Origin of the sequence: Paenibacillus sp. FSL P4-0113 (assembly GCF_038009305.1) — a bacterium.
GTDB classification, from domain to species: Bacteria; Bacillota; Bacilli; order Paenibacillales; family Paenibacillaceae; genus Paenibacillus; species Paenibacillus polymyxa_D.
The window spans coordinates 2,664,034-2,676,227 of the sequence record NZ_JBBPAZ010000001.1 but is presented as its reverse complement, the minus strand read 5'-3'; the positions used below and the strand labels follow the sequence as shown (position 1 = coordinate 2,676,227).

At 42.8% G+C, this 12,194-nt stretch carries 9 protein-coding genes and 1 pseudogene; 3 read left to right on the top strand and 7 right to left on the bottom strand.

All coding sequences use genetic code 11. The annotated features are described in order from the left end of the window. Nucleotides 1-67 precede the first annotated feature (67 nt). From MKX46_RS11430 to MKX46_RS11400, 7 genes and pseudogenes are all read right to left on the bottom strand, one after another. A complete protein-coding gene (locus tag MKX46_RS11430; protein ID WP_029519283.1) occupies nt 68-2,608 on the bottom strand; it encodes an ABC transporter permease in 2,541 nt (846 codons plus the stop codon). Continuing rightward, nucleotides 2,605-3,282 (bottom strand): ABC transporter ATP-binding protein, encoded by a 678-nt coding sequence (locus MKX46_RS11425; protein ID WP_165149490.1) that lies wholly within the window; start codon nt 3,280-3,282, stop codon nt 2,605-2,607. The genes MKX46_RS11430 and MKX46_RS11425 overlap by 4 nt, the downstream gene beginning before the upstream one ends. Nucleotides 3,283-3,777: 495 nt before the next feature. Further along, nucleotides 3,778-4,232 (bottom strand): annotated as a pseudogene (locus MKX46_RS11420) (IS30 family transposase); the annotation flags it as partial. Nucleotides 4,233-4,284: 52 nt separating this feature from the next. Beyond that, nucleotides 4,285-6,843, bottom strand: coding sequence for an ABC transporter permease (locus tag MKX46_RS11415; RefSeq protein WP_165149488.1), 2,559 nt, complete (start codon nt 6,841-6,843; stop codon nt 4,285-4,287). Further along, entirely contained in the window at nt 6,840-7,517 is a 678-nt protein-coding gene (locus tag MKX46_RS11410) for an ABC transporter ATP-binding protein (RefSeq protein WP_165149486.1), read from the bottom strand. The genes MKX46_RS11415 and MKX46_RS11410 overlap by 4 nt, the downstream gene beginning before the upstream one ends. Nucleotides 7,518-7,625: 108 nt before the next feature. After that, a complete protein-coding gene (locus tag MKX46_RS11405; protein WP_029519273.1) occupies nt 7,626-8,543 on the bottom strand; it encodes a sensor histidine kinase in 918 nt (305 codons plus the stop codon). After that, nucleotides 8,540-9,217 (bottom strand): response regulator transcription factor, encoded by a 678-nt coding sequence (locus MKX46_RS11400; RefSeq protein WP_340933969.1) that lies wholly within the window; start codon nt 9,215-9,217, stop codon nt 8,540-8,542. The genes MKX46_RS11405 and MKX46_RS11400 overlap by 4 nt, the downstream gene beginning before the upstream one ends. Nucleotides 9,218-9,541: 324 nt before the next feature. Between MKX46_RS11400 and MKX46_RS11395 the strand changes: the two genes are divergently transcribed. The 3 genes from MKX46_RS11395 to MKX46_RS11385 are packed head-to-tail and all read left to right on the top strand — an operon-like array spanning nt 9,542 to nt 12,187. Further along, complete coding sequence (locus MKX46_RS11395) at nt 9,542-10,495, top strand: ABC transporter permease (protein ID WP_341071246.1); 954 nt, start codon at nt 9,542-9,544, stop codon at nt 10,493-10,495. After that, nucleotides 10,485-11,435 (top strand): iron chelate uptake ABC transporter family permease subunit, encoded by a 951-nt coding sequence (locus MKX46_RS11390; protein ID WP_209949892.1) that lies wholly within the window; start codon nt 10,485-10,487, stop codon nt 11,433-11,435. Before MKX46_RS11395 ends, MKX46_RS11390 begins: the two co-directional genes overlap by 11 nt. Next, nucleotides 11,429-12,187 (top strand): iron ABC transporter ATP-binding protein, encoded by a 759-nt coding sequence (locus tag MKX46_RS11385; RefSeq protein ID WP_039273792.1) that lies wholly within the window; start codon nt 11,429-11,431, stop codon nt 12,185-12,187. The genes MKX46_RS11390 and MKX46_RS11385 overlap by 7 nt, the downstream gene beginning before the upstream one ends. The last annotated feature ends 7 nt before the right edge of the window (nt 12,188-12,194 follow it).

The following is a 12,194-nucleotide window of genomic DNA, read 5'->3' as shown; positions in this document are numbered from 1 at the left end:
CTGAATGGATCAGAAGTCATCTTTTTTGACGCGCATGGGTATTTTGCTTTCTTATTGTTAGGTGTATCTACTCTGATCCTCGAAGTCGCTCTACAATACTTTGTTTGTTGTTCATAGAATAGACTGCTGCTGGAATAAGTATCCCAAGCAATAACAGTAAAGGCAATGAGACTAGAAGTGGCCAAATTATAAAGTGATAGCTTAAAAGCCATAGCAAGCTGCAAAACGGTTTCACAATCAAAAGAGAAAATAAGACTGCCAATAGAATAGAGGTTAGGCTAGTAGCCCCAACATAATATAACCCTTCATAAATTAGCATTCCTCGCAGCTGCCGTTTGGTCATGCCTATGCTCTGCAGCATAGCAAATTCTTTGCGTCGGGTCAGTATGCTGGTTAAAATCGCATTAATAAAGTTCAGGATACCAATCAGGCCAATAATCAAGCTGAGCAGGCCGCCGATCATTATAACAGTAGTTTGCATACCTGATAAAGCATCTCTGGATGTAATTTTAGATTCATAGCTCATCATTGGTTCAATTGTTTCAGTGTATCGCTTCAAAAAACTCTGCATGGATGCTTCCTGAATTGAAGATACATTAAAGGCATAGCTCATTACCGCAGGCTGCTTTACAAGTGATTTGTATATATTCGCCGGGAGGTAGAAGCTATAACTCTGAAAGCGATCCGAATTGGAATATTTGATACCCACATGGCCAAGTACTGTAAACTTTTGCGTTATATACTCTCTATCCGGTGGAGCATCTGATGTACTCACATAACTATGCAAAGTAACGTTTTCTCCTACTTTATGATGAGTGGATTTCATGTAGGGCTTATCGTTGTCATCCAGTTCGACGCCTTCTAGGATATACTTACCGGAAGCTAGTTTCTTAAAATCAAGCTCACCATCAATCAATTGCAGCCGATGTAGCGGTAGCTCTTCAAGACCATACACTTCTATAAGGAAGTTGCCGCGAGCATCAGTGTTCTGGGTTTCATCCGTGATTCCTTTTGTATTCTCAGCAGTGAGAACCGTTGGACTACCGTACAATCGACCGCCTTCTTCAAAGCCTGGTTGTGCCTGTACAGCCTTAATAAAACTTTCAGTGGTTTCATTTTCATGCCCACTAAAACTGCTCGGGACCTGGAAATATCCAGCATGGGCAATGAGAAAATCGGTATCATTAAATTTGGATAAAAATTTATCCATATCAAAACTCTGAGACAGCGTGAAAACTGTATTTAGAAGCACCAAGCTTAAAGAAAGACTAATCACCACTAAAATAGTGCGTTTTTTATTACGCCCCAGGTTGGAACGAGCCATGAGGTGGATTTTTGCACCTCCGGTTGATTTTTTCAGCTTACCATTGTTCTTGTTTGCCCCACTTGTGTATCTGACTGCTTCTATCGGTGATACGGATGATGCAACTCTGCCTGGCTTGAAAGTGCTGATCATTACGGTAATGAGCGCGAACAAAGCAGATCCGATAAAAATCCATGGGTTGGGAGATACCGATATCACGGTACCGTTAAAATTACTCATATTTATAATAAAAGGCACGAGCGATTTACCAATAAAAAAACCTGCAATCAATCCAATCGGGATTCCTAGAACTGATAGAATCAGCGCTTGTCTGCGGATGATCCTGCGAATTTGTTTACTGCTTGTACCGATCGTCTTTAAAAGACCATAAAAACGGATATCTCGCATTACCGATATTTGGAATATATTATAGATGATCAAATAACCAGTAAATATGATCAGTAACAGGGCAGAAGTCAACGCTATGATGGTCTCTGTATCTAGACTAAAATTGGTTGAGATGTATGCCCAATTTACATTACTCGCGATATAGTTCGGTGCATCTTCGTCAAGCGAATATCCACTTTCGGTAATCACTTTATTGAGCTTTCCTCGCAAATCAAAACTATTGTCGAACATCATATATGCACAAATGACTCCTGTATAGAAGTGATCCTTTTTATAGGTGCTTTGTAATTCCTTGGCATGAGCATCGACATAGGCTTTAGAAGCGAATATTTGCCCTACCTTAACTACAGGATCACTTTTCCACCAGCCAGAGAGGACAAAATCACGCTGTACTTCTTTACCTCGTATGTTAAGCTTTATTCTCAAAGGTGCTCCAATCTTCAGTGGAACATCCAATAGCTGCAACGTCTTGGAGTCTGCAATCACTTCATTTTCTGCGACAGGCTTGTGCCCCTCTTTAAGCTCAATAAAACCGAGCTTCATCCCTACATCATCGTAATACCAGAACTCTGTACGGCGTTTTAGGAAGTTGTCGTTTTTAACTCCGTCGCTTAATATACGGTTATAAGCGATTTCCTTGATCAATGGATGATCCTTGACATGATTAAATTCATCATCCGTTATATATTTGAGTACGGCATGTCCATCTCCACCGACCTGTCGCATAGTTGCCCGTTGTAAGTTTTCTATAGCGCCAATCCCCATAGTGAACAGTGTTGTAAATAGCAATGAGGTTAGTGCTATGGCAACAATAGCAAAGAGGTTACGGGCTTTATTTACTTTGAAGCTCTTCTCTGATAAATTACGGATTACTTTTTTGTTCTTTACCTTGATCATTTTGTATCACCGCCGACAATTTTACCGTCCTCAATACGGATGATACGATCCGCCATTTGCGCAATTTCCTCGTTGTGGGTGATCATCACTATCGTTTGGCGGAACTGCTGGCTGGATACTTTGATCAATCCCATCACATCCAGACTGGTTTTACTGTCCAGATTTCCGGTGGGTTCATCTGCCAAGATAATGGCGGGCTTGGCTGCCAGTGCTCTGGCAATGGCTACACGTTGCTGTTGTCCACCGGAAAGATTGTTTGGCAGATTATTCATTTTATGGTCAAGGCCCAAGGTATGTACAATTTTATCTACGTGGGTTTTGTCGGGTTCTTTACCGTCCAGTTCAATAGGAAGCACAATATTTTCGTAGACATTCAAGACAGGTACCAGGTTGTAATTTTGAAACACGAAGCCAATCTTTCGTCTGCGAAAAATAGTCAATTCTTCGTCTTTCAGTGAAGAAATATCCTTACCATCAATCGTAACGTTTCCACTGGTTGGGCGATCAAGTCCACCCAGCATATGGAGAAGGGTGGATTTGCCGCTCCCGGACGTACCGACAATAGCGACAAATTCTCCGCTTTCCACCTCTAGATTCACGCCGTCTAAGGCATGAACAGCGGTATCCCCATCACCGTAATTTTTCTTTAATGCCTGAGTTTTTAATAAAGTCATTTTGTTTCCCTCCAAGAAATAGTCTGTATCTCCTTGCTATACTATACAGACCGTATCATAATAATCTTTCAACAATCTTTCTGAAATCTAACAATGTTGAAAGAATAACCTGCCTATGGAAAGAAAAATGGAAAAGGTGAGCTACCCCGGCGTGAACATATCTTGATGTAACCACCTTCTACCATGAGCTCTTTTTCTTGCTAAAAATAGTCCAATGCCAACACCCTCCTACGAATTAGCGGTATGGGAGCGATAGTAGCGCGTGAAGATTTTACCATATTCCTCTTCCACAATGCCTATGCCATTATCGGTAATATCAATTCGGCAAAAAATCGTACGCATCACTTTAATGTTCATGTGTCCGGCAGTTTCTGTGTATTTGATCCCTTTAGCAATGCATGTATAAGGAAATGAAGTTTTTCGGCTTGTGTGGATAGAGCTTTTATACAAGAGGAGTATCCTCCAGCAAATCATATTCGCTAAGCAGTTGTGAGTAAAGGAGGATGTAGCAATGCCATTCGCGTTTTCATTAGAGTCCCGTTGCCAGGAGGGATACGGATCAGCGAAATAGATTTGTACATCATGAGTGGCTTCCAAATTTGAATAGCAGGCAAACTCTTTACCGCGGTCAGCGGTTACCGTTTGGAATGCAGCAGTAGGGTACGGGGAAGCAGCTATACCAAACGCAATCTCCATGGATAACGCCGTGCGATCCGGCATCTGAATGGTGGTGTACAAGCGGGTTTTGCGTTCCACAAATGTGGCCACACAGCCTTACTTTCTCCACGGACTGAAACGACGGTGTCCAGTTCCTAATGACCGAACGTTTCCCGAGACCGTACCTCTTTTGGACGCTGGGAGATGGGCTTGCCTTTGTGTCGCAGGACGGTAAGTAGGCCTTTCACCAAAAGGTCTATATATAGCCAGCGATAGATGGTTTTAAAGCATACGATAATGACCCAGCCAGAAGTTTTGACCAGGTCATTTTCTTTACAGGGGGATTTATTCTTCTGTTCGCAGTCGTTCTACGATAGTTTTCCTGTCGCTCAGAGAATAAATAGCGAGAGGAAGACATATCCCAAGAGCGAGCAGAACAGGCAGCACGAGGATCAGCGGCCAGATAATAAATTTATAACTCATAAACCATATTTGACTACTCAAGGGTCTCGCAATCAGGACGGAAAATAGGCTTCCTAATAAGATGGAGCATATGCTGGTGCCGAGCACATAGTACATCCCCTCATAAACAAGCATTGTTTTTAATTGTTTGTTGGTCATGCCGATACTTTGTAGTATAGCAAATTCTTGATGGCGGGTCAGAATACTAGTTAGAAGCGCGTTTGCAAAATTAATAATGCCAATCACCCCAATAATAATACTGAGCGCACCGCCGATCATCAAAATTGTTTTTTGCATACCTGAAAGCTCGGCAATTGAGGTGAATTTGGATTTATAATGCATCGTGGGCTCCTTTATTTCGGTATAGTTCTTTAAGAAGCTCTCCATCGTTTTTTCTTTACTATCGGATACATTAAAGGCATAACTCATCACCACAGGCTTCTTCACAAGCGTTTTGTAGATATCCGCCGGGAGATAGAAGTCAGTATAACTAGCAACGGCTACACCAGAATTGGATGATTTTACGCCAACATGACCAAGCACTGTGAATTCATGGCTAGTATACTCCTGGGCATTTGCTGTGTCCATATAGTTATGAAGAGTAACCTTTTCACCTACTTTGTATACGGATAGTTCCATTTCAGGATGATCGTAATTGTCTAACCTGATTCCTTCCAAAATATACTTTCCTGAAGCTAGCTTGCCATAATCAAGCTCACCATCAATTAATTGTAGTCGGTGAAGGGGGAGATCTTCAAGCCCATACATTGGTGCAGATAAGTTGCCGCGAGCGTCAGGAGTGACGATTTCCCCGTACAGCTTCTTCCCCTCTTTGTTCTCTTTATACTCGACAGTGAATAAATTGCCGCCACTGTACAATCGTCCACCTTCTTCAAAACCGGGTTGTGCCTGGACGGCCTGAATATAGCTTTCTGTCGTTGCATTGTCAGGGCCCGTGAAATGTTCTTGAAAATAATCAGCATGTGCAATCAGAAAGTCAGTGTCATGACTTTTAGACACATACTTATTCATATCCAGACTTTGGGATAATGTAAAAGTAGTATTCAGTAGCACTAGACCTAGAGAAAGGCTAAGCAGCACCAAAATAGTCCGCTTCTTATTGCGGCCTAAGTTGGTTCGAGCCATCAGCGGCATTTTAGCACCGTTAGTAGATTTTTTTAGTTTTTTCTTATCCTTTTTGGTAGTTCCGTCTACGTATCTTACTGCCTCGATCGGAGACACAGTCGCCGCAATTCTACTAGGCTTATATGCACTGATCATAACTGTCATGACTGCAAACAAAGCGGAGCCGATAAAAATCCATGGGCTGGGGGATGTAGTTACCTCAGCATTTGCGTGCATAGAAGTGTTCATAAGCAGCAGAGGGATAAGCGATCTGCCGACTAAAAAACCTGCGAGCAAGCCGATAGGAACCCCGATCAAGGAAAGAAATAATGCCTGTCTGCGGATAATTCTGCTGATTTGCCTGCTGGTTGTGCCAATGGTTTTTAGAAGACCGTAGAAACGAATATCACGCATCACCGAGATTTGGAAAATATTATAGATGATCAAGTAGCCAGTAAGCATGATCAGTAACAGACCAGTGGCTAGGGGGAAGACGGCTTCAGGGTTCGAACTGAAAGTGTTGGAAAGATACGCCCAGTTCACAGAACTTGCAATGTAGTTCGGTGCATTTTTGTCAAGGGAATAACCGCTTTCTGTAATCACTTTATTAAGATTTTCCCGCATATTCGAGCTGTTACCGAACATGATAGTTGCATTGATGGTTCCGGTCATATCATGATCCTGCTTATATGTGTAGCGTAATTCTTCGGCATGTGCATCCACATAAGCTTTAGAAGCATAAATTTGACCTCTGTCTATCATGGCGGCGGGGTCACTCTTCCACCAGCCGGAGAGGATAAATTCACGCTGTACCATTTTGCCGTGAACCTCAAGCTTCAAGGACAATGTGGCGCCCTCTTTCAGGGGAGTACCCAGTAACTGTAGGGTCTTCGAGTCCGCGATAACCTCATTTTCCGCCACTGGCTTGTGGCCTTTTTCTAGCTCAATCAATCCTAGCTTCAGCCCTACATCGTCATGATACCAGAACTCCGCATGGCGCTTTAAAAATTGCTCGTTCGTCACCTTTTCACTTAACAGGCGGCTATACGCTATCTCTTTAATAAGAGTGTGGTCTTTGATGTGATTAAATTCCTCATCGTTGATATATTTGAGATAACCCTGCCCTGCCCCACCAGCCTGTCGCATCGTTGCCTGTTGGAAGCTATCCATCGTGCCAAGCCCCATAGTAAATAGAGATGTAAATAACAAAGTGGTTAAGGCAATAGCGATAATCGCAATAATATTGCGGATTTTATTCGCTTTAAAACTTTTATCTGATAAATTACGAACCGCCTTACTGTTTTTTACTTTGATCATCGGGTCGCACCACCTACTATTTTACCGTCCTCAATGCGGATGATCCGATCTGCCATCTGCGCGATTTCTTCGTTGTGGGTAATCATTACCATCGTTTGGGCGAACTGCTGGCTGGATACCTTAATCAATCCCATTACATCCAAACTGGTTTTACTGTCCAGATTTCCGGTGGGTTCATCTGCCAAGATAATGGCGGGCTTGGCTGCCAGTGCTCTGGCAATAGCTACACGTTGCTGTTGTCCACCGGAAAGATTGTTTGGCAGATCATTCATTTTATGGTCAAGGCCCAAGGTATGTACAATTTTATCTACGTGGGCTTTGTCTGGTTCTTTACCGTCCAGTTCAATAGGAAGCACAATATTTTCGTAGACATTCAAGACAGGCACCAGGTTGTAATTTTGAAAAACAAAGCCAATCTTTCGTCTGCGAAAAATAGTCAATTCTTCGTCTTTTAGTGTAGAAATATCCTTGCCGTCAATCGTAACGTTTCCACTTGTCGGACGATCAAGTCCACCCAGCATATGGAGAAGGGTAGATTTTCCGCTCCCGGACGTACCGATAATAGCGACAAATTCTCCGCTTTCCACCTCCAGATTCACGTCGTCTAAGGCATGAACAGCAGTATCTCCGTTCCCGTAATGCTTCCTTAATGCCTGAGTTTTCAATAGGCCCATATACATTCTCCTCCACAAAAAAATGTCTGTATCGTAGTCATCTACAGTACAGACACTAACACACTAATCTTTCTACAATCTTTCTGAAATCTAACGGTATTGAAAGAATTAAGTATCCATAGAAAGAAAAATAGAGAAGGTAGAACCACGGCCGTAGTGTGACCGTACTTTGATGTACCCACCCTCCGCAGCGATGATTTCTCTAGCTAAAAACAGTCCAATCCCGACACCCTCCTGCGAGTTAACAGTAGGGGAGCGATAGAAGCGGGTAAAGATCTTCCCTTGTTCTTCTTCTGCAATGCCTATGCCGCTATCAGTAATATCAATTCGACAAAACAATTCGTATGCCATCACTTTTATATCCATGCTTCCGCCTGTCTCTGTATATTTTATAGCGTTATCCATAATGTTATAGACAGCTTCACTGGTCCACTTTAGGTCAAAATAAGCATGAATAACGGTGTCCTCCCTAATAACTGAAATCCCTTTGGCATCTGCTTTTGGCGTTATTTGCTCCAGTGCAGCATCAAGGAGCTTATGAACAGATTCTTGCCTTGGCGCTACCGTGATAATCCCCGTTTCAAGCCGCGATGTTTTCAACAATGCCTGGATTAGGAAATTAAGCTTTTCGGCCTGTGTTGATAGAGCTTTCACACAAGTGGAGGTATCCTGTGATAGTTCGTATTCGCTAAGTAGTTGGGAATAAAGCAGGATGTTGGCCAATGGTGTTTTCGTTTGGTGTGAAATATCGGAAATCAGCTCATTTATTTTATTCTTTTCAGCAAGCAGATTTTTGGAGGACACGGAACAAATGGAAAGAAATCTCACGAATTTAGCTTCTATTGAAGAAAGAACGGATTCATCAAAGACATCCTCTGAGAAGCTGCCATTTATCGCGGCATCCAGCATGTTCTCAATGGTTTTCATTGTTTTATGGATGCTCCTGCGATACAGCATAATAGCACCCACAGCGGTGCATACAGCAACAACGGCAATTCCAATACATATATATAGGAGTGTTGTCATTTCAACGCCCATGTGTAGCCCAGCCCATAAACCGTTTTAATATATTGTGGGGAAGAAGGATGATCCTCGAGCTTGTCACGTAGCCTTTTTATCGTAACCGACAAGGCATTTTCACCTACATATTCAGCCCCGTCAGTCCAGATGCTGTCTATTAAATGATCACGCGAAACGGTATTTCCTCGATTGTTGATTAGAATGCGCAACAATTTTTGCTCCGTTTTACTTAGTTCAATCGGTATATCATTCTTATTAAATTCCATCCTCTCAAATGAGAAGGAAAAATCACCTAGCTGAATGGAGTCTGCAAGCGAGTATTTGGATTTCTTAAGCTGAACACCAACTCTTGCTCTCAGTATCATCAGACTGAAGGGTTTGGTGATGTAGTCATCAGCACCCAGCTCAAGACCAGTGACAATATCTGTTTCCATATCATTCGCAGTCAGAACAATGACTGGTAAAGCTTTTGTTTTACGTATATGGGTTAAGAGGTCGAGTCCATTCCCATCCGGCAAGTTTACATCAAGTATCACTAGGTCAAAAGCAGTGATGTTCAATTGTTCTTTTGCAGCAGTAATGTCATATGTTTGCGTAAATACGTTGTTAGGTTCTTTGAGAGCAAGAACAATACCATTACTCAAGGCGGTATCATCCTCGACGATTAATATGTGATTCATCATTCTCCTCCTGTTTTTTTGGTCTATCAAATTAATGAAACCCGAATTCCAAGAACTGCTTACAGTAAAAATGGAAAAGAGGGCCCAAAATCTTCCACCTCTATTTTACAGGATATTGCTCTTATTTGCTCATTCGCTCTTTAGACTATTCAGGTTTTGCTAACACCTTTCTTGATATGGTTTATTCATTGCAAAAAAATTTGACAGATACAATATCACTGATATAATTTATGCTAGTTGATTTTGATAATCATTATCATTATTGGAGGGGAGGACAGGGCCGAAGCTTGGTGCAGGTTATTGGACAGGCTCCCTTAGTTAGAGATGAAATTGCGTTATTTAATACTGGCTTTTCTAGTACTGGCCTTCGCCTCGGTTTTTATTGGTGTTCATGATGTAACTCCACTTGATGTGTTCCACTTAACCAACGATCAGGCGCAGGTACTCCTGATTAGCAGATTCCCACGTTTGATCAGTATCATTATCGCAGGGGCGAGTATGAGTATCTGCGGGCTCATTATGCAGCAGCTTACCCGGAACCGATTCGTATCGCCCACCACCGCAGGAACGATGGATGCGGCACGATTGGGTGTGCTGATGGCTATTATGGTGTTTGGAGCGGCGGAATTCTGGACGAAGATGCTGACGGCTTTCGGATTTGCTCTAGGGGGAACACTGATTTTTATGAAGATACTGGATAAAATCCGTTTCAAGGACCCGGTGTTTATCCCGCTGGTCGGTCTGATGTTTGGGGGCATTTTAAATTCGGTAACGACTTTTTTTGCCTACAAATATAACCTGATTCAGGGCATTTCTTCGTGGATGCAGGGAGATTTTTCTCTCATTATGAGTGGTCGCTACGAGATGCTATATCTTAGTGTTCCTTTGGTTGCGCTGGCGTACATATATGCGAATCGTTTTACAATTGCAGGCATGGGTGAGGATTTTGCGGCCAACTTGGGTGTACATTACAAGCGCACCGTCAATGTCGGGTTAGTGATCGTGGCTTTGGTTTCCTCTGTTGTCATCTTAACGGTGGGGACAATTCCCTTTTTGGGGCTGGTTGTACCTAATCTCGTCAGTATGTATATGGGGGATAATCTGAAAAAAAACCTGGCCCATACCGCGATCTTGGGCGCCGTTTTTGTGCTGTTTTGCGATATTTTGGGACGGGTGATCATTTATCCGTATGAAATTTCTGTAGGGCTTACGGTGGGTGTGATCGGGAGCGCGTTGTTCTTGTATTTGCTGCTGAGGAGAAGGGCCTATGAATCCTAAATTAAAAATCGGCATATTAGCCGCTGCCGCGCTTGTGTTGATTGCTGCTTTCGTGTTTATAGATCTTCCGCATACCTGGCATTACGCGCTGCCACGACGATTGAAAAAGATCGCAGCTTTCATTCTGACAGGTGGCTCCATTGCTTTTGCAACCGTTATTTTCCAGACGGTTACGAATAATAAGATTTTGACTCCGGGTATTATCGGCCTGGATTCACTGTACATGCTGATTCAGACGACGATTATTTTTGCATTTGGCTCCGTCCCGTTGATTTCGACCAGCAAAGAATTAAACTTCTTGCTGTCGGTGGGGCTGATGGTGCTGTTCGCAGGACTGCTATACAAATTAATTTTCCGCAAAGATGGACGTGGGATTTATGTACTTTTGCTGATTGGTCTGGTGTTCGGCACACTATTCAACAGTCTGTCTACCTTTATGGAGGTACTGATTGATCCAAACGAATTTGCGAAAATCCAGGACAAGAGCTTTGCCAGCTTTAGTAATGTAAACACCGAACTGTTATGGCTTTCTGTATTCGTGCTTGTGCTCGTATTTGCTTATGCGTGGAGATTCATTAAGTATCTGGACGTGCTGTCGCTCGGACGAGAGCATGCGATTAATTTAGGTCTCCCTTATGGTTTTATTATCAAAAGGCTGCTAATTATCGTAGCGATTCTCATTTCCATTTCTACAGCGCTTGTCGGGCCGATTACGTTTCTCGGATTAATTGTGGCCAATGTGGCTTATCAGGTGATGAAAACCTATCAGCATCGTTATATTATTCCGGCCTCTATCTGTGTCAGTGTTATTGCGTTGGCAGGATGCCAACTGCTGGCAGAAAGAGTATTCGACTTATCGACAACAGTCAGCGTCATTATTAACTTTATCGGGGGGGTGTACTTCCTGTACCTTTTGCTGCGGGAGAATAAGTCATGGTAGAAGTCAAAAACGTATCCAAACGCTACGGGAATAAAAATGTGGTGGATCAGGTATCCGTCACTGTACCTAAAGGAACGATTACCTCCTTTATTGGACCTAACGGCGCTGGAAAAAGCACCTTGTTGTCGATGATCAGTCGCCTGACTGACAGTGATGAGGGAGAAATCCTCATTGACGGGCAGGCCGTGAGCCTGACGAAAAGTGAGGAGCTAGCCCGGAAGATATCGATTTTAAAACAGACGAATGATGTCAATATTCGCTTAACCGTGAAGGAACTAGTCAGTTTCGGTCGTTTTCCGTATTCCAAGGGCAGATTGAACAGCGAGGATCGCAAAATGGTGGAGCAGTCTATGGCTTACATGGGACTGGAGGATATGAAAGATAAGCATATTGATTTGCTTAGTGGGGGACAGCGACAACGGGCTTTTATTGCCATGATTTTGGCTCAGGACACAGAATACATCCTGCTGGATGAGCCACTGAACAATCTGGATATGAAGCATTCGGTTCAGATTATGAAGACGTTGCGTGGTTTAGTTGATGATCTCGGCAAAACGATTCTAGTCGTGCTGCACGACATTAATTTTGCATCCTGCTATTCAGACTATATTGTGGGGATGAAGGATGGCAGGTTGCTAAAACAAGGAACGGCAGACGAGATGATTGATAGTCAGGTATTAAAGGACTTGTACGATATGGATATTCCGATTCAACAGATTGGTGACCATAAAATTTGCGTTTATTTCACTTAGGGGGAAT

Bases quoted from the DNA above. Each gene is read 5' to 3' on its own strand.
- MKX46_RS11430 (WP_029519283.1), bottom strand. From the start codon at position 2,608: ATGATCAAGGTAAAGAACAAAAAAGTAATCCGTAATTTATCAGAGAAG.
- MKX46_RS11425 (WP_165149490.1), bottom strand. From the start codon at position 3,282: ATGACTTTATTAAAAACTCAGGCATTAAAGAAAAATTACGGTGATGGG.
- MKX46_RS11415 (WP_165149488.1), bottom strand. From the start codon at position 6,843: ATGATCAAAGTAAAAAACAGTAAGGCGGTTCGTAATTTATCAGATAAA.
- MKX46_RS11410 (WP_165149486.1), bottom strand. From the start codon at position 7,517: ATGGGCCTATTGAAAACTCAGGCATTAAGGAAGCATTACGGGAACGGA.
- MKX46_RS11405 (WP_029519273.1), bottom strand. From the start codon at position 8,543: ATGACAACACTCCTATATATATGTATTGGAATTGCCGTTGTTGCTGTA.
- MKX46_RS11400 (WP_340933969.1), bottom strand. From the start codon at position 9,217: ATGAATCACATATTAATCGTCGAGGATGATACCGCCTTGAGTAATGGT.
- MKX46_RS11395 (WP_341071246.1), top strand. From the start codon at position 9,542: ATGAAATTGCGTTATTTAATACTGGCTTTTCTAGTACTGGCCTTCGCC.
- MKX46_RS11390 (WP_209949892.1), top strand. From the start codon at position 10,485: ATGAATCCTAAATTAAAAATCGGCATATTAGCCGCTGCCGCGCTTGTG.
- MKX46_RS11385 (WP_039273792.1), top strand. From the start codon at position 11,429: ATGGTAGAAGTCAAAAACGTATCCAAACGCTACGGGAATAAAAATGTG.